An 18,407-nucleotide genomic window follows, 5' to 3' on the forward strand; every position below is an offset into this window, starting at 1 on the left:
TGGGGGTTCTTAGGGGGAAGGAAAAAGGGGACAATCGGAAGTCCCCTGTTCCTTCCGCCCTAAGTCTACGAAGTTTTAAATTTATAAAATAATTTGATTTTAAATCAAAAAAAGAAGCTTTTTCAAGCTTCTAAATTTTTTTAAAAATTTATAAAGATTTCAACATATCAACATACCTAGGCATTGAATAATTTTCTCTAGAAATTTCTTTTTCAAGACTATCTGCCACTTCTCTTATTTCTTCTGTAATTTTTCTTGTTTTTTCTTGGATGTAGATTGTTTTTTCTTCTATTTCTTTTATATCTTCAAAGTCTATTAAAATTTCTTTAATTTTATCCCCGTACTCCATGAGTGTTTTTACATTTTCGTTTATTCTTTTTGCCTTTTCTTCTAATTTTTCATTTTCTAAAAAGGCTAGGTAAGATTTTATTTCTTTTATTTCTTTCATAGCTGATGGGAGGATTTCTTGATAGATTAAATTTGATAAAATTTCAAGCTCTTGCTGGCAAAATTTTATTATTTCTTCAAATTCTACATTTATTATTGAATCTATTTCTTTTTGATTAAATATTTCTTCTTCCTTGTAAATATCATAAGATGAGGTTTTTTTGGCGAAAAGTAAAGCATCTAAAAATGTTTTGTGATTTTGAAGGCCTCTTTTTTCTGCTTCTTTTATCCATTCTTTTGAATATCCGTCTCCTTGGAATAAAATTTTCCCATTTTCCTTATAAGTTTCTTTTACTATTTTATAAACTTCAGCCTTTAGGTCTTCATCAGATTTTCCTTCAAGTCTTTGTCCAAATTCCTTCAAAACTTTTGCCATGGCAAGATTTATTAGTGTATTTAAATCGGCAGCTGATTTTGATGAACCAAGCATTCTAAATTCAAATTTATTTCCTGTAAAAGCAATTGGAGAAGTCCTATTTCTGTCTGATGAATCCGTTTGAATTTCACCAAGATGAGGAATTTTAACCTTGTTATTTATATCTTTGATCTTTTCATCATTTGAAATTGATTTTAAAATATTTTCTAAATCTTCTCCTATAAAAACTGAAATAATTGATGGAGGTGCCTCATTTCCTCCAAGCCTATAATCGTTTGAAACTGAAGATGATGAAAGTCTAATTTGATTTTGATAAAGGTTACATACTTTAATCATTGCAGACAAAAACAACAAAAATAAATGATTGTTTTTTGGATCATTTCCTGGTGAGAAGCAATTTTTACCATAATTTGTTGCAAGAGAATAATTATTGTGCTTTCCGCTTCCTGCCATATTTTTGAAGGGTTTTTCTTTTAAAAGACAAGCTAAATTGTGTTTAATGGCAGTTTTTTCCAAAATATGCATCAAGAATTGGTTGTTATCAACTGAAATATTAGCATTTTCAAACATAATTGCAATTTCAAATTGATTTGGACCAACTTCATTGTGCTCAGCTTCCATATAAATTCCCAAATCGTATAATTGTTCATTCACATCTACAAAAAAATCATTAACTCTTTGAGGAATGGCACCAAGATAGTGGGAAATTATTTCTTTTTCAACCATGGTGTCACGTCCAACAAGACTCATACCACAATATTCAAGATCAATTCTTTTATCGTAAAATTCTTTATCAATTAAATAAAATTCTTGTTCAAGACCTACCTTCGCCTTTACCCTATAAGTTTTTTGTTTCTTTAAAAACATATTACAAATTGGACTTGCAGCCTTGGAAAGTCTGTTCATAGATTCAATTAGGGGCAATTTTTTGTCAAGTTTTTCGCCATAAAAAGAAACAAAAACTGAAGGAATATACAAAACCTTATCTTCAATAAAAGAATTTGCAGTCAAATCCCAATATGTATAACCACGAGCTTCAAAAGTAGACCTCATTCCTCCAGAAGGAAATGATGAAGCATCTGGCTCTCCCTTTATAAGTTCTTTCCCAGAAAATCTATTAATTGGATTGTGTTTGTCATCTCTATTTAAAAATGCTGTTTTTTTGTTGGCGGTTTTTCCATTTAATGGTTGAAACCAATGAGTATAAGAAGTTGCTCCTTTTGAAAGTGCCCAAATTTTCATTGCATGAGCAATTGAATCTGCAGTTTCTCTGTCAAGAATATCATTATTTCTTGCAGCTTCCTTCCATTTCAAATAAACAGGATAAGGAACATTTTCTTTCATTGTTTTTTTATCAAAAGCTAAATTTCCAAATTTTTTTAAAGTCATATTTTCGCCTTTCTTGGTCTTAAAAATTGTTCAATTAATTATATCACAATTTTTTTGTTTGATTTTAAAAATTATTTACATAGAAAATTTAATTAATTGACAGTAAATCAATATAATGATAAATTAATAGTAGTTGAATTATAAATAATTTGAGGATGGGAAAATGAGAAAAAACAGGAAAATATTTTTATTAATTTCATCAATAATCTTTGTGCAATTGTTTACACTAAATAAAGCTAATGCCAAAGCCTTATTGATAAATTATGATTTAACCGAAGGTGTTAATGTTACCGATAAAGTTAGTGGCGAAGAAGGAATGAAATTTGTAGGTGGAATTGATTATCCTGATATCTATCATATAAAAGGTGAAAAAGGCAATTGTTTTGAAATTGAATTTAAAGGAAAAACAGCCTACACAGAAAAAGCTTGGTATCATGTTTTAGATGATATGAAAGCAATTAAAGATGGAAAAATCTACGAAAAAGCCGATGAAAAGTCCAAAGAAATTTCAAATTTCAAAGAAAAAGAAAAAATAGACTTGGTAGATTTTGATTCAAATACAAATTTTGTAAAAGTAAAAAAAGGCGACAAAACTGGCTTTGCAAAAATTGATTCTTTTGATATTTCAAAAAAAGATCAAAAAGATTTGGATAAATTAAAAGATAAATACAAAAAAATCTACGATTCTGTAAAAAGATATATGGATTATTTGGATAGAAATAATTTGAGCTTGTATCCAGTCGCAGAAAAAGATAAAGCAGAAGAAAATGATATTGTTAGAGAATTTGTAGAAAATGAACCTGAAGAAGATTTAGAAGAAGTTGAATATGTTTATTATACAGTTTCTGGAGATGATATTGGGTCACAAGCTTACAATTTTGCAACAAATTTCATAGGAAATCCATACGTTTGGGGTGGAACAAGCCTTACAAATGGAGTTGATTGTTCAGGATTTACCCAACAAGTTTATGGAAAATTTGGAATAGGTCTTCCTCACTTTGCTCAAAGTCAAGCAGATTATGGAAAAACTATAAGACTTGGAGAAGAAAAAGCTGGAGATTTGGTATTTTTTGGAACAAGTCTTTCAAACATTACCCATGTAGCAATTGCAGACGGCCAAGGTGGAATAGTTCATGCTGCAAATCCAAGAGATGGAATAATAACATCTGGAATTGGAAATCCAATAATAATTAAAAGATTAATTGAAGATTAATACGCCCTTTGTGGCGTATTTTTTATTGTATGATAAAAAAAATGATGCTATAATAATTTAAAAGATTAAATTTTATAGAAATAAATTAGTAAATATAAGGAGTTAAAAATGACAGATACATTAAATCCATTAGAATCTGCACAATTACAAATAAAAAAAGCTTGTGAAAAATTAAATTTAAATCCAGCAGTTTATGAAATTTTAAAAGAGCCTCAAAGAGTCATTGAAATTTCTATTCCAGTAAAAATGGATGATGGATCTTTGAAAGTTTTTAAAGGATATAGGTCAGCCCACAATCATGCTCTCGGTCCTTCAAAAGGTGGAGTAAGATTTCACCAAAATGTGAATTTAGAAGAAGTTAAAGCTCTTTCAACTTGGATGAGTTTAAAAGCAGGACTTTTGGCTCTTCCCTACGGCGGAGGAAAAGGCGGAATAGCTGTTGATCCAAAAAAACTATCAGATAGGGAAATAGAATCTTTATCTCGTGGCTATATAAGAGGCCTATACAAATATCTAGGAGAAAGAATTGATATTCCAGCTCCTGACGTAAATACAAATGGACAAATCATGTCTTATTTTGTCGATGAATTTATAAAATTAAATGGCGAAAATGAAGATTTGGGAACTTTTACAGGAAAGCCATTGATTCTTGGAGGAAGTCTGGGACGAAATGAGGCTACTGGTTATGGAGTTGTAATTACAACAAAATATGCAGCAAAAAAACTTGGAATAGATTTAAAAAATGCAGAAATTGGTCTTCAAGGTTTTGGAAATGTTGGAAGTTTTACCTTAAAATATTTACAAGAAGAAGGAGCAAAAGTTAGGTATCTTTCAATTAGAGATGAAAGCGAAGAATGCGGACGCTCTGCCCTATATTCAGAAGAAGGATTTGATTACGAATCTTTGCAAAAATACAGAGATGAACACAAAAGCCTAGTTGGATATCCAAAGGCAAAGAAAATTTCTGACCAAGAATTTTGGACAAATAAATTTGATATTTTAATTCCAGCAGCTCTTGAAAATATAATTACAGAAAAAATCGCCAAAAATTTAAATGTAAAATTAATAGCAGAAGGAGCAAACGGCCCAACAACTCCAGAAGCCGATGAAATCTTAAAGGAAAAAAATGTAGAGATAATTCCAGATATATTGGCAAATTCAGGTGGAGTTTTGGTTTCATATTATGAATGGGTTCAAAACCAATATGGAAATTATTGGACAAAAGAAGAAGTCCAAGAAAAACAAGAAAAAGATATGACCAAAGCAATTGAAGGAATTTTTGAAATTAAAGACCAATATAAAACTGACATAAGAGAAGCTGCATATATGTTTGCAATAAAAAGAATAGCAGAAGCAATGAAGCTTCGTGGTTGGTATTAAAAATATATTTTTAAATTAAAATTTAAGTTTTTTTAATTTATAATTTAACTTAACATAAATATAAAAATAAACCCATCTCGAGTGTTATTGAGAGATCTCTCCACACTAAAACCAATTTGCTTTGCAAATTTCCCCTTAATTTCGTACTAGTTTTAGGGATAAATATGCCAAATCAAGGCATATTTATCAGGTCGAGACGGTATTTTTTTTTAGTTTTTAAATTGCTAAAATTTTTGTTTTTTGAATTGATTTATTTTTCATCCTTAACTTCAGAGTGAAAATTTATAAATAATATAACCCATCTCGAGCGAATGTGATGAGTCGAGAGATCTCTTTGCTTTTATTTATTTTAAAGATTTACTTTTTCTTTGAGATCTATCCACGCAGTCGCACTGCTCCTTTGGTCGAGATGGGTTGATGTTAGAGTTTTTTAATTACTAAAGTTTTTATTTTTTGATATTCCTACAACATTATTGGCTTTATATTATATTTCATTTTAAATTTGAATTTTATATCTTTAAATTTCTAAATTTATTTTTTAATCTCAAACTTAAAAATTCATCTTAAACTTTAGCTTAAATATAAATAAAAAAATTAACCCATCTCGAGCTAGTGGAATGAGTCGAGATATCTCTTTGCTTTATTTAATCTTAAAAATTTACTTATTATTTGAGATCTATCAACTACTTACAGTATGTCGAGATGGGTTTTTACTGGTTTTTATTTAATTATTTGAACTATCGTTACTTGAATTTGTAAAAGATGAAAATAGGTCTTTGAAAAATTGTACTATTTTATCCCAAAGTCCTGATTCTTTTATATCATTTCCTACCTTGTCTATGTCTTCTTTGTTATCTTGGTAGAATTTTTTTCCTTTTTCTGTAGCTATTCCTGCAAATTTTTTGAGGTTTTCTTCTACATTTTTGCTGTCAATTGCTGGACTTTCTTGGTATTTTTCAAAATAATTTACTAGAATTTGTATATTATTATTTGATAAAATATCTCCCATATTTACATTTTTCAAAGCATCTTGAATGAAAATTTGGATTTGTCCACTATCCGCAGTTTGGCCGTTTTTGTCTTTGTAGTCTTTTAAATTTTGTTTTACTTCTGCAACTGCTTGGTCTAATTTGTCCTTGTCGAATGATCCGTTATTTTCATTTTCATCACTTATTTTTTTCAATGTTCCAAGTTCTTCTTGGGCAGTTTGAGTGCTTTCTGTGTCTACTTTTTCTCCAGACATTTCCAAAGCTTTATATACTCCTACAAGAGCAGATTCTCCTGTAACTTGGGTTGGACTTGCTACTTTTATTTCTGCATCAGAAATTCCTGATGTTATTGCTGCGTTTGTGTATTGGCTTTGTGTAATTGATGTAATATTTTCTGGTGTCAAAATTTCAACCTTAATTCCGCTTCCCTTTGGAAGTTTTTTTACAGAAACTGATGAAATCATATTATAATCTTCCGCCCTGTAACCTAAATATTTTTCACAATCTAAACCATTTACACTTTCCATGTTTATATCATCTGAAAGGCCCAATTTATTTTTTACATTTTCTATTTGATTTTGATTTAATCCTGCGCCATACATATAGGACTCTTTGCTCGAATCAAAATCTCCTATTGCCTTTGAAACTGATGGAATAATCAAAACTAAGGCAAAAATTAAAATTTTTGATAATTTATTTTTAAATATCTTTTTCATAAAATCTCCTTATAATTTTTCAATTTTTTCTACTAATTTATTAAGGTCATTTTCTTCTACTTCTTCAATTTTTCCTTGGTCAATTAGACTAGTAATTTCTGGATTAATTGCAAGTTTTGCTACTGTATCAATTTTAAATTTCTCAGCAATTTCGTCTGTTTTTCCTTCTCCAAATATTTTATAAATATTTCCAGTATCATCAGCCTTAAAATATGACATATTTTCAACAATTCCAATAATTTCCTTGCCCATCATTTTTGCCATATTTAAGGATTTTTCTACAACCATTCCTACCAAATCTTGAGGAGTTGTCACTGCAATTACACCATCGATATTTAGAGATTGGAAAACTGTTAGAGGAATATCGCTTGTTCCTGGTGGCATATCTATTAAAAGATAATCTATTTCTCCCCAATCAACATCTGTGTAAAATTGTTTTAAAACATTATTTACAATTGATGATCTCCAAACAACTGGAGCTGATTTATCTTCTAAAACCAAATTTATTGACATAATCTTTATTCCGCCCATACTTTCTGGAGCAAGCAAGGTTCCATCTTCAAGGCTTCTTACACTTTCTTTTATACCAAAAGCTTGTGGGATTGATGGACCGGTTATATCTGCGTCCAAAATTGCAACTTTATTTCCATTTTTAGAAAGTTTTGCTGCAAGCATACTTGTTACAGAAGATTTTCCAACTCCTCCCTTTCCTGACATTACTGCTATAGTTTTTTTAATTTTGGATCCTTCCCTAGTTTTTATTTTAAATTTATCAAAATTCATTTTATTTTCTGTCATTTTTAACTCCTTTGTATTTCTTGCAAATATATTATATGGTATTTTCTATAATTTTCTATTTATATTTTTCTAATAATTTTCCTTTTCAATTTTACAAGAAAATTTTGTCTAAAAAAAGTTTAAAATATTTCAAAAATTATAATTTTTCATTTAAAAATATAAATATTTATTTGACAAATGTAAATTGAGGATGTATTATTAGTCTAAGATTAAATATAAAAACTTTGAAAAGAAGAGTAGCTAATAAATTATAAGCACAGAGAATCTTTGTTTGGTGAAAAAAGATCTTATAATCTTGGTAAATAAAGACTTAGAGTTGTATCGAGGATATTTTGATTCGATATCGTGATTTGCACGTTATAGCAAAGGGGTATAATTTTGTACTTTCTAATTGGATCCTTTGAAAGTATATTTTGTACTTAATAAGGATATTTTTGTGAAAAAATATTAAATTTGGGTGGTAACACGGTCTTCGTCCCTTGAGGGATGAGGACCGTTTTTTATATTTAATTCTTAAATTATTTATTAAAAAAATTTTGGAGGAGAAAATGAAAAGAATAATTAAGTTCTTGATGGCTTTTGTTTTTGCTTTTATTTTTACAATGGAAGTTTCACACGCTGATGAGGACACATTTAAAGTTGGTATGGAAGTAAATTATGCTCCTTTTAACTTTGCACAAGTTAATGATGCTAATGGAGCTGTCGAAGTTAAAAATTCTAAGGGAGAATTTGCAAATGGATACGATGTTCAAATAGCTAAAAGAATTGCTGATCAATTGGGCAAAAAATTAGAAATTTATAAAATTGAATGGGACGGCCTTCCACCTGCCCTTACAAGTGGAAAAATCGATGCGATTATTGCTGGTATGAGTCCAACTGCTGAAAGAAAAAAAGAAATTGACTTTACCGATTCTTATTATGTTTCTGATTTGGTAATAGTTTTGAAAAAAGATTCTTCTTTTGTCAATGCAAAATCTTTAAATGATTTTAAGGGAGCAAAAGTTACTGGTCAATTAAATACTTTCCATTACACAGTACTAGATCAAATTGATGGTCTTGATAAACAAGCAGCTATGGAATCTTTTCCATCAATGATTTCCGCAACAAAATCTGGAAATATTGACGGCTATGTTTCAGAAAAACCGGGAGCTATGTCAGCAGTTTCTGCAAATAATGACCTAACTTATGTAGAATTTGCAAAAGGTAAGGGATTTGAAACTTCATCAGAAGATACATCAATTGCTGTAGGTCTTAGAAAAAATTCTCAAATGAAAGATCAAATAAATGAAATTTTATCTCAAATGAATACCAAAGACCAAGATAAGATAATGAATGAAATGGTAAAGTTAGCTGAAAATGATGGAAGTGAAGTTTCATTTTTTGGTCAAATGAAGGCAATTTGGAATGAATATTCTTCCCTTTTTATAAACGGAATTTTTTCAACCCTATTCATTTCAATAATTTCAACTTTAATTGGATTTGTAATAGGTCTTGTAGTTGCAGTTATTAGAAAAATTAAGGTTGATAAAAACAAAAATATTTTTGCCTACATTTTACATAAAATAATTAATTTTATTTTAGTTTGTTATATAGAAATATTTAGGGGAACTCCAATGATGGTTCAAGCAATCCTAATATTTTATGGGGCAAAACAATTCTTATCAATAGATATGTCAACCATGCTTGCTGCCTTTATAATTGTTTCAATTAATACAGGAGCATATTTATCAGAAGTTGTAAGAGGTGGAATAAATTCAGTTGACGAGGGACAATTCGAAGCTTGTAAGGCTTTAGGAATGACCCATTCTCAAACCATGTTTAATGTTGTAATTCCACAAACAATCAAATCAATTTTGCCAGCAATTGCAAATGAATTTGTAGTAAACATAAAAGATACATCAGTATTAAACGTAATCAGTGTAACAGAATTATTCTTTGTATCAAAATCAATAGCAGGTTCAACCTACCAAATATTCCAAACATATTTGATAACCGCTATAATTTATTTCATACTAACATTCTTAACAACAAGAATAATCTTATTAGTTGAAAGAAAATTTAATAACAAAGAATTTACACTCGAATCAGTAACAGGAGGAATCCATGCCTAGTATTATAAAAGTAAATAATTTAGAGAAAAAATTTGGACAAAATTTAGTTTTAAAAGATATAAATATGGAAGTTCAAAAAGGAGAAGTGGTAACAATAATCGGATCATCAGGATCAGGAAAATCTACCCTTTTAAGATGTTTAAATTTATTAGAAGAACCTACAAGTGGAGAAATTTTATATAAAGATGAAAATATTTTAGATAAAAAGTTTGACCTTAGAGCCTACAGAACAAAAGTCGGCATGGTTTTTCAAAATTTCAATTTATTTGAAAATAAAACTGTCCTAGACAACTGCACCCTAAGCCAAGAAAAAGTTTTAAAAATTTCAAAAAACAAAGCCCAAGAAAAGGCTAAAAAATTCCTTCAACTTGTCGGCATGGACCAATATATAAACGCAAAACCATCACAAATTTCCGGTGGACAAAAGCAAAGAGTTGCCATTGCAAGAGCCCTTTGCATGGATCCAGAAGTATTACTTTTCGATGAGCCAACAAGTGCCCTTGATCCAGAAATGGTTGGAGAAGTTTTGGAAGTTATGACAAAACTTGCAAAAGAAGGAATTACAATGATAGTTGTAACCCACGAAATGGATTTTGCAAGAGAAGTTTCGACAAGAGTTTTATTTATGAATGAAGGAATAATTCTAGAAGAAGGATCTCCAGAAGAAATTTTTACAAATCCAAAAAACCAAAGAACCAAAGATTTCTTGAAAAGATACATGGGATAAAATATGTTTTTTCAAAATAAATTTATTTATTGTGAAATATAAGGTATAAATAAGAATTTTTAATAAAAATTTGTACAAACTACCATTATTTTGAAAGGAATTTTAATGAAAAATCAAAAAATAATTTAAAATTAAAAGCTTGTATTGCAGAAATTATAATTTAATCTGCAATACAACCTTTTTCTATCTCGATTTATCTAAAGTCAATAAAACGAAAAAAATCCCCAAAATCTTCAATTTCAGGGATTGTATAAATTTATTTTCTCTTTATTTTTATGCTGTCATTGTTTCTAAATCTTTTTCTACACTTGTAATTGGTGAAATATTGAAATTTTCAACCAAGAAATTTACTACAGTTTCTGATAAGAAAGCTGGAAGTGTTGGTCCAAGATGGATATTTTTTACTCCTAGACTTAATAGGGCAAGTAAAACTATTACAGCTTTTTGTTCATACCAAGCTATATTAAATTCTAATGGTAAATCATTTACTGATTCAAGACCAAAGGCATCTTGTAATAATAAAGCAGTTTTTACCAAAGAATATGAATCGTTACATTGACCAGCATCCAAAACTCTTGGAATTCCATTTATATCTCCAAGATTTAATTTGTTGTACCTATATTTTGCACAACCTGCTGTCAAAATTACATAATCTTTTGGTAATTTTTCTGCAAATTCTGTGTAATAAGATCTGTCCTTGTGCCTTCCGTCACATCCTGCCATTACAACAAATTTTTTAATATTTCCAGCCTTGATTTCTTTTACCACATCTCCTGCAAGAGCTTCAACTTGGTTGTGGGCAAAGCCTCCAACAATTTTTGTGTTTTCTAAATTTTCTGGAGCCTTGCATGATTTTGCAAGTTCAATTATTTCTGAAAAATCTTTGTGACCATTTTCATCAGCTTCTATGTGTTTTGCACCAGGATAACCTGCATTTCCTGTTGTAAATAATCTATCAAGATAGTCATTATCTTTTTTAAGTGGAACTATACAATTTGTTGTCATCAAAATTGGTCCATTGAATTTTTGGAATTCTTTATTTTGGCTCCACCAAGAATTTCCATAATTTCCATGGAAGTGGTCATATTTTTTGAATTTTGGATAATAATTTGCTGGAAGCATTTCTGAGTGGGTATAAATATCTATTCCCAAACCTTTTGTTTGTTCAAGAAGCATTTCCATGTCATTAAGATCGTGTCCAGAAATTAAAATTCCTGGATTATCTCCAGCAGAAAAATCAACTTCAGTGATTTCTGGATTTCCAAATTTTTCTGTGTTTGCCTTATCCAATGTTTCCATTGCCATAAGTCCATGTTTTCCAGTTTCCATGGTTAAATCAATTAAATCATTAATATCCTTATCATCTTTTAAAGTTTTTTCCAAAGTTTTGGCAATAAATTTATCAACTTCTTCATTTCTATAACCCAAAACATTTGCGTGGTGGTTGTAAGCTGCCATTCCTTTTAGACCATAAGTTATTAATTCAACCAAAGATCTTTCATCTTCATTTACTATATTTAAAACGCCAACTTCGATAGCCTTTCTTTTTAGCTCTTCTCTGTTATCTGTTGTATATTTTGCCGCATCAGATAAATTTTCAAGTTTATTTTCCTTGATTAATTCATCTTTTGCCTTTATAGTTTCTTCAACCTTGTCTAAAATATCTTCTTCATCAAAATTTGCATTTGTAATTGTTACAAACATATTATTTGAAATTAAATCATAATATTTTGAATCGACATTTTCAATTTTATTTAAAACTTCAGCAAGTCCTTTTGTAACATAGATTAGTAAATCTTGGCTGTTTGCAGTATTTTCATCTTTTCCACAAACTCCAACTTTTGTACAGCCCTTGTTGCCAGCTGTTTCTTGACATTGAAAACAAAACATAATAAAATCCTTTCTTTTGTGCTTTTTTATCTTACAATACAATAATACTAGAATTTTTTTTAATAATCGGTAACCTATGTTACAAGATAAAAATTATTTTTTATCTTCAAGTTTTTTAAGATGAGCCTTGGCGGCCTTTATATATTCTTCCATAACTTTTATTCTTGCATATTTTTTTGAGTTTCCCTCAACAATTATCCAAGGAGCATAGCTGGCATTGGTTCTTTCAAGCATTTCATTCATTGCCTCAATATAATCATCCCATTTGTCCCTGTTTCTCCAGTCCTCATCTGTGATTTTATATTGTTTATCAGGATCTCTTTGCCTGTCTTTAAATCTTTTTAATTGTTCATCCTTATCAATAGTTACAAAAAATTTCAAAACCAAAGAACCATGGTCATAAATTTGCTTTTCCATATCAAGGATTTCTTCATAGGCTCTGTCCCATTCATTGGTTTTGGCAAAGCCTTCAACTCTTTCAACCATAACTCTTCCATACCAAGATCTTGAAAAAATTCCTACATAACCGTCTTTAGGAAGTTTTGTAAAAAATCTCCACAAATAATTTCTAGATAATTCTTCTTTTGATGGAGCAGAAATTCCATGAACCCTGTAAAGCCTTGGATCAACTTCTTTGATTAATCTTTCAATAGCTCCATCTTTTCCAGCAGCATCAACTCCCTCAAAAACCAAAACTTGACTAATACCCTTTTGATAATACTTATACATTATCTTTGCAACTTCTTCTTGGAGTTTATCCTTTTTTTCCTTATACTCATCATCAGAAATAGATTTAGAAAGATCGATATTTTGTAAAATATTAGAAGTAGAAATATAATCTCTTTCTACATTTTCATTTTCTTCCCTTTGCCTAATAATTCTTTCCATTCCTTGGCTTATCCTATCAAGAGCAAGACCCAAAACTTCTTTACTAGCAGCTTTTTTATTATTAGCATCTACAATATCCCATCTTGCATAAGAAAAATCACTAGCATCTAAAGTTTTTTTGAAATGCTTTTCATAATCCTTGTAATTTTTTTGTTGGTCTAAATCCAAACCATCAATATAAAAATCTTCTTTAAAAGAATTTTCCAATTTCTCAATCCTTTTTGCCTGTTCCTTTTTATCAACATTTAAGAAAAATTTCAAAATAATTGTTTGGTCATCAAATAAAGCCTTCTCTATAGATTTAATAGAATCAATTCTTTTTTGAATTTGTTTATCAGATAAATTTTTCTTTTCAAAAATTTTATAATAAAAAGACCTATCAAAAATTTTAATTTTTCCCTTTTCAGGAACATTTATCCAAAATTTCCTTATAAAAGGATACAAATCATCAAAAGATTCATCCTTATCAAAAACTTCAACATCAAAATTTTTAGCAGAAAATTCACGGCATAAGTCCTTAATAACAAAACCACGCCCAGAAGATTCCCATCCATCAACAATAATTAAAATAGGAATATCCAAATCATTACAAATCCTAGCAACCCTCCCAAGCCTTTCAGCAAGCTCAGAACGCTTAAAATTTTGAAATTTCATTTTTCTATCAACACTAATTAAATTCCCCATAAAATCACCTCTTTTGTATTTATTACCCCAAAAATAATCTTAATTTGTAAAAATTAAAATTTTACAATTCATTAAATTTTTTCGATAATTTTTTTCATAAATTATAAAAAAGTCTTGACAAAATTTAAAATGCCTTATATAATTTAATCAATGAAACGTTTTCAATGGATAGTTACTATTGAATTAGGCTAAACCAAACGAGGCTATCATCAGATAGCTTTGTTTGGTTTTTTTTATTAAAATTTGAGATGGTACCAATATGAAAATATATAAGATTATTAACAACAACATAATTAGCGCTAAAGACGAAAATGGACTAGAAGTAATCCTTATGGGAAAAGGATTGGGATTTAATACAAAGAAAGGAGAGTTAGTAGATAAAGAAAAAGTAGAAAAAACTTATCATTTGGATAATAAAACGCATTTAGAAAGGCTTATTAATCTATTATCTTCAATTCCAATTGAGCACATTGACTTGTGTCTTGACATTGTTTCACATATTCAAGATAAATTTGATTATAAGTTAAACGAAAATATTTACATAAGTCTTACTGATCATATTTCTTTTGCAATAAAAAGAAGAGAAAAGGGTTATAATTTTACCAACCCTCTCTTGCATGAGGTAAGAAATATTTACAAACAAGAATTTGATTTAGGCTTGTATGCTGTAAATTATCTAAACAAAAATTTAAATATTAATTTTGATGAGCACGAAGCAAGTTCAATCGCTCTACATATTGTAGATGCTGAATATGATAGAAATCCTTCAGAAATTGTATCTCAAATCGAAGATATAAAAGAAATAATTAAAATTATATATGAAGGTCAAATGTCAGAAAATTTATATGGAAAAGATTACATCTTATATGACTATATAAATAAATTTATTACAAGAATCAAAGAAGGAAAGCAAAAAAATATAAATGATAAAAAGCTATATTATTTTATAAGAAGTAATTATAAAAAAGATTTTATGACTACGCTTTCAATTGTAAGTTTTGTAGAAAATAAATATAAAATTATAGTCACAGATGAAGAAAAAACTATGCTAACTTTACTAATTAACAGAAAAAGAAATACTAATCAATAAAAATTAATTGTCAAGGAGGGAAAAATGACTTTTAAAGACAAAATTAAAATGGGCGTGCAGGATTTTGCCCATGCTATGCTACAACCTGTGTTTTTCCTAGTAATTCCAGGTTTATTAATTGCACTTTGTTCAATTTTACAACTTAATTTTATGCCAGAAGCAATAAGAAATGCAGGAAACTTTATTTTTACAACTTTTTTGTTAGGAAACATTTCACAATTATCCGTTATTTTTTGTGTAGGACTTAGTGCAGGGCTTGCAAAAAAGAACAAGGGACAGGCTGCTGTAGTTGGACTTTTAAGTTTTCTAATTTTTATTACAGCAAATAATCTATGGCTAAAAGGACACGACATGCTTGCAACAGCAGATCCAGAATTTGGACTTTCAGGGACTGGTCAAGCTTTGGTTTTAGGTGTTCAAAGTTTAGATATGGGAGTATTTTCAGGAATACTTTTAGGATGTATAACAGGATATATCTTCAACAAATACTCAGAAATAGAATTTCCAGTTTCATTAAGTATTTATGGTGGACCAAGATTTGCATATTTAATTGTTGCTGCAGTTGATATTGTTCTTGCAATAGTTCTTTCATATGTATGGCCTGTTGTAAATAACGGAATTAATTCAATTACAGATATAATGTCAAACACAGGAGTATTTGGTTTATATATCTACGGATTTTTAAATAGATTTTTAATCCCTACCGGTCTTCACCACTTGGTTTACATGCCATTTATGTACACAAGTATTGGTGGAACTGCAAAAATCGCTGGGGAAGTTATTCAAGGTGCTGATCCAATTTGGTTTGCTCAAATGGGAATCGCACACAACTTAACAAGTATAAATGAAGCTGCAAGATATATGAACTGGGGTTTTTCAAAAATATTTGGCTGTATAGGAATTGCCCTCGCCTTTGTTAAAACTGCAAAACCAGAAAACAAAGCAAGAACAAAAGCATTTATTATCCCTACATTATTGACAGCAGTTTTATCAGGAATTACAGAACCATTTGAATTTGCTTTCTTATTTATTTCACCATTATTATGGTTAATCCACTCCCTACTTGATGGATTATTCCAAATATTAATTTACTTATCAGGTGCGAGAGTTTGCTTTACAGGTGGTGTCATAGATTTAGTTACAAAAAATATAGTTATGCCAATAGGTCTTACAAAATTATGGATAGTTCCAATAATTGGTTTTATAGGAACAGCTACTTGGTATTTCTTATTCGTTTATTTCATTAAAAAATTAGATTTGAAAACACCAGGAAGAGAAGATACTCCTGAATTAAAATCAGATGATACAAACGCAGATTACGGCGCTATCGCCCAAGATGACAATGATCCAATGTATATAGTTGAGGGCTTAGGAGGTGAGGATAATATAGATTCATTAGATTCTTGCTTTACAAGATTAAGAATCAATGTAAAAGACCCTAACTTAATTGATAAAGATATAATAAATAAATACCCTAACAGTGGAATTGTTCACAAAGAAGGGCAACAACACATACAAGTAGTTATTGGAATGAATGTTGCAAAAGTTAAAGATCAAATTTTAAGTAGAATTCACATAGACTAAAAGGAGAAAAAAATGAAAAAATATAATGTAGTAATAGTTGGTGGCGGAAGTAGATATACACCAGGAATTTTGAGAATGTTAGTTTCACAAAAAGAAAGATTTCCAATAGGAAGATTAGTTCTTTATGATATAGAAAAAGATAGACAAGAAAAGATTGGTCAATACGGAGATATTTTATTTAAAGAATACTATCCAGAACTTGATGAATTTATCTATACAACAGACAAAGAGGAAGCCTACAAAGATTTAGATTTTGCCTTTGTACAAATTAGGGCTGGAAGATTAAAAATGAGAGAACAAGACGAAAAAATCGCACTAAGACATAATTGTATAGGTCAAGAAACTTGTGGACCAGGTGGATTTGCTTATGGAATGAGATCAGTTCCAGCTATGATTGAAATAATAAAAGATATTAGAAAATATTCAAAAGATGCTTGGATTTTAAATTATTCAAACCCTGCAGCAATAGTCGCAGAAGCAACAAAAAGAGTATTCGAGGGTGATGAAAAAATAATAAATATTTGTGACATGCCAGTAGGAATCATGGCAAGTTATGCAAAAATTTTAGGTCTTGATTATCATGATCTAGAACCAAGATATTTCGGTCTAAACCATTTTGGATGGTTTACAAATGTTTTAAACAAAGAAACCGGAGAAGACTACCTACCAAAACTTAGAGAAATTCTTAAAACACCACATGATTTAGTAGAAGAAGGAAGCGACCAATCATGGAAAGATACCTTCACTTTCATGAGCAAAATGATAAAAGATTCTGATGAATATTTACCAAACACTTACCTACAATATTACCTCTACCCTCAACATATTTTGAAAAATGAAAATCCAGAATATACAAGAGCAAATGAAGTAATGGATGGAAACGAAAAACAAGTTCACGAAATGTGCGATAAGGTAATTGCACTTGGTAAAATAAAAGGGACAGAATTTGAACCAGATCCAAACAGCATGGACGGCCACGCAGGATATATAGTAGATTTAGCCTATGCAATTTCACATAATACTGGCGAAATATTCTTGTGCATGCACGAAAATAAGGGAACAATAGAAAACTTAAGCCCTGGAATGATGATAGAGTCTCCAGTAAGAGTTGGAATAAATGGAGTTGAACCACTAACAGTTGGACCAGTAAAAACTTTCTACAAGGGACTTCTTGAAAATCAATATGCTTACGAAAAACTAACAGTTGATGCAAACCTCGAAGGATCATATCAAAAAGCAGTTCAAGCTTTGACATTAAACAGAGTTGTAGATGATTTTGATAAGGCAAAAGAATTACTTGATGATTATATAAAAGTAAACAAAGATTATTGGCCAGAATTAAATTAAGAATAGAATTTAAAAAAGCGTGGATAGTTTATTCACGCTTTTTTTAATCTTTTTAAATTTTATTAATACTTATATTTATTAGTTTCATAAATATATACTGTTATATATGATCTATAAAATTTACTATAAAGTTCTTCATTTAATGTTATTTTAAATTTTTTATTTAGTACTGTGTATTATTAAATGGGAATAAATTATCAGCATACTTTTCTTTATCGTATATTTTTAAAATTTCTCCATATCTTTCTCTGTAATTATTATCTACTTTCAATTGTGGTATAACTTTTGTTGCTTCTTCAAAGAAATGTAAAGATCCTCTTCCCATTTCTTGTCCTTTCTTAGTGTGCTTATCTAAGGCAACATCCATAATCTCTGGTAATTTTCCCATTGTAGCTTCTTTAATTATAATATTTTTTAAATAGTCACTTGAACGATCTTTTTCACTGCTACAAAGAACTCTTATGGCATGAATAAAGTAAATAGGCTGATCCCCATCATCATAAGGAAAATTTTTTCTCATTTCATTAAGGGAATTAACTATTACAGATGCATTCAAATTTCCAAAACCAATATCTTCAACAGAAATAGTTAAAAGTCTTCTCCATAATTTGTCCAAGAATATTGGACCTGATATATACAATTCATATGCATGCTGACATGCTTCTTCCACCATATTTCTTCTAATAGATTTTTGCACTGAGGATATTATTTCATCTGAATTAAATCCATTTTTTGTTTTTGTTTCTGACCAAATACTATACATTACTTCTCCTTTTTA

At 29.4% G+C, this 18,407-nt stretch carries 13 protein-coding genes; 7 read left to right on the forward strand and 6 right to left on the reverse strand.

The window, feature by feature from the left end; all coding sequences use genetic code 11:
* Nucleotides 1–148: 148 nt before the first annotated feature.
* Complete coding sequence (locus L6653_RS07265) at nt 149–2,212, reverse strand: glutamine synthetase III domain-containing protein (RefSeq protein WP_236786300.1); 2,064 nt, start codon at nt 2,210–2,212, stop codon at nt 149–151.
* A 163-nt stretch (nt 2,213–2,375) separates the two neighbouring features.
* Between L6653_RS07265 and L6653_RS07270 the strand changes: the two genes are divergently transcribed.
* Entirely contained in the window at nt 2,376–3,425 is a 1,050-nt protein-coding gene (locus tag L6653_RS07270) for a C40 family peptidase (RefSeq protein ID WP_236786302.1), read from the forward strand.
* A gap of 108 nt (nt 3,426–3,533) precedes the next feature.
* Complete coding sequence (locus L6653_RS07275; RefSeq protein ID WP_236786304.1) at nt 3,534–4,805, forward strand: Glu/Leu/Phe/Val family dehydrogenase; 1,272 nt, start codon at nt 3,534–3,536, stop codon at nt 4,803–4,805.
* Nucleotides 4,806–5,529: 724 nt separating this feature from the next.
* Here the strand turns inward: L6653_RS07275 and L6653_RS07280 are convergent.
* Nucleotides 5,530–6,510 carry a DUF1002 domain-containing protein gene (locus tag L6653_RS07280; protein WP_236786306.1) on the reverse strand — a complete coding sequence of 327 codons (981 nt, stop codon included), beginning with the start codon at nt 6,508–6,510 and terminating at the stop codon, nt 5,530–5,532.
* Nucleotides 6,511–6,519: 9 nt separating this feature from the next.
* A complete protein-coding gene (locus tag L6653_RS07285; RefSeq protein WP_236786308.1) occupies nt 6,520–7,308 on the reverse strand; it encodes an Mrp/NBP35 family ATP-binding protein in 789 nt (262 codons plus the stop codon).
* A gap of 548 nt (nt 7,309–7,856) precedes the next feature.
* Between L6653_RS07285 and L6653_RS07290 the strand changes: the two genes are divergently transcribed.
* Both L6653_RS07290 and L6653_RS07295 read left to right on the forward strand, forming a co-directional pair.
* The gene (locus tag L6653_RS07290; RefSeq protein WP_236786310.1) at nt 7,857–9,419 is read left to right on the forward strand and encodes an ABC transporter substrate-binding protein/permease; all 1,563 of its coding nucleotides are present in this window, start codon (nt 7,857–7,859) and stop codon (nt 9,417–9,419) included.
* The gene (locus L6653_RS07295) at nt 9,412–10,146 is read left to right on the forward strand and encodes an amino acid ABC transporter ATP-binding protein (RefSeq protein ID WP_305854538.1); all 735 of its coding nucleotides are present in this window, start codon (nt 9,412–9,414) and stop codon (nt 10,144–10,146) included. Before L6653_RS07290 ends, L6653_RS07295 begins: the two co-directional genes overlap by 8 nt.
* A 273-nt stretch (nt 10,147–10,419) precedes the next feature.
* Here L6653_RS07295 and hcp read toward each other — a convergent pair whose 3' ends face one another.
* Together hcp and L6653_RS07305 are read right to left on the reverse strand one after the other, a co-directional pair.
* Complete coding sequence (hcp, locus tag L6653_RS07300) at nt 10,420–12,036, reverse strand: hydroxylamine reductase (protein WP_236786312.1); 1,617 nt, start codon at nt 12,034–12,036, stop codon at nt 10,420–10,422.
* 93 nt (nt 12,037–12,129) lie between these two features.
* A complete protein-coding gene (locus tag L6653_RS07305) occupies nt 12,130–13,608 on the reverse strand; it encodes a hypothetical protein (RefSeq protein WP_236786314.1) in 1,479 nt (492 codons plus the stop codon).
* Between the two features lie 259 nt (nt 13,609–13,867).
* On the opposite strand from L6653_RS07305, the gene L6653_RS07310 reads away from it, so the two are divergent.
* Genes L6653_RS07310 through L6653_RS07320 form a run of 3 tightly spaced genes read left to right on the forward strand, consistent with a single transcriptional unit; the run spans nt 13,868 to nt 17,629 of the window.
* A complete protein-coding gene (locus tag L6653_RS07310) occupies nt 13,868–14,698 on the forward strand; it encodes a PRD domain-containing protein (protein ID WP_236786316.1) in 831 nt (276 codons plus the stop codon).
* Between the two features lie 24 nt (nt 14,699–14,722).
* The gene (locus tag L6653_RS07315; RefSeq protein WP_236786318.1) at nt 14,723–16,282 is read left to right on the forward strand and encodes a PTS transporter subunit EIIC; all 1,560 of its coding nucleotides are present in this window, start codon (nt 14,723–14,725) and stop codon (nt 16,280–16,282) included.
* 12 nt (nt 16,283–16,294) lie between these two features.
* Nucleotides 16,295–17,629, forward strand: a complete 1,335-nt coding sequence (locus L6653_RS07320) for a 6-phospho-alpha-glucosidase (protein WP_236786320.1) — start codon at nt 16,295–16,297, stop codon at nt 17,627–17,629.
* 163 nt (nt 17,630–17,792) lie between these two features.
* Here L6653_RS07320 and L6653_RS07325 read toward each other — a convergent pair whose 3' ends face one another.
* On the reverse strand, nt 17,793–18,392 hold the full coding sequence (locus L6653_RS07325) for a hypothetical protein (RefSeq protein ID WP_236786322.1): 600 nt from the start codon (nt 18,390–18,392) through the stop codon (nt 17,793–17,795).
* Nucleotides 18,393–18,407 lie beyond the last annotated feature (15 nt).

Origin of the sequence: Anaerococcus ihuae, from assembly GCF_928368155.1 — a bacterium.
GTDB classification, from domain to species: domain Bacteria; phylum Bacillota; class Clostridia; order Tissierellales; family Peptoniphilaceae; genus Anaerococcus; species Anaerococcus ihuae.

Coding starts and splice junctions, on each gene's coding strand:
- L6653_RS07265 (WP_236786300.1), bottom strand. CDS start 2,212: ATGACTTTAAAAAAATTTGGAAATTTAGCTTTTGATAAAAAAACAATG.
- L6653_RS07270 (WP_236786302.1), top strand. CDS start 2,376: ATGAGAAAAAACAGGAAAATATTTTTATTAATTTCATCAATAATCTTT.
- L6653_RS07275 (WP_236786304.1), top strand. CDS start 3,534: ATGACAGATACATTAAATCCATTAGAATCTGCACAATTACAAATAAAA.
- L6653_RS07280 (WP_236786306.1), bottom strand. CDS start 6,510: ATGAAAAAGATATTTAAAAATAAATTATCAAAAATTTTAATTTTTGCC.
- L6653_RS07285 (WP_236786308.1), bottom strand. CDS start 7,308: ATGACAGAAAATAAAATGAATTTTGATAAATTTAAAATAAAAACTAGG.
- L6653_RS07290 (WP_236786310.1), top strand. CDS start 7,857: ATGAAAAGAATAATTAAGTTCTTGATGGCTTTTGTTTTTGCTTTTATT.
- L6653_RS07295 (WP_305854538.1), top strand. CDS start 9,412: ATGCCTAGTATTATAAAAGTAAATAATTTAGAGAAAAAATTTGGACAA.
- hcp (WP_236786312.1), bottom strand. CDS start 12,036: ATGTTTTGTTTTCAATGTCAAGAAACAGCTGGCAACAAGGGCTGTACA.
- L6653_RS07305 (WP_236786314.1), bottom strand. CDS start 13,608: ATGGGGAATTTAATTAGTGTTGATAGAAAAATGAAATTTCAAAATTTT.
- L6653_RS07310 (WP_236786316.1), top strand. CDS start 13,868: ATGAAAATATATAAGATTATTAACAACAACATAATTAGCGCTAAAGAC.
- L6653_RS07315 (WP_236786318.1), top strand. CDS start 14,723: ATGACTTTTAAAGACAAAATTAAAATGGGCGTGCAGGATTTTGCCCAT.
- L6653_RS07320 (WP_236786320.1), top strand. CDS start 16,295: ATGAAAAAATATAATGTAGTAATAGTTGGTGGCGGAAGTAGATATACA.
- L6653_RS07325 (WP_236786322.1), bottom strand. CDS start 18,392: ATGTATAGTATTTGGTCAGAAACAAAAACAAAAAATGGATTTAATTCA.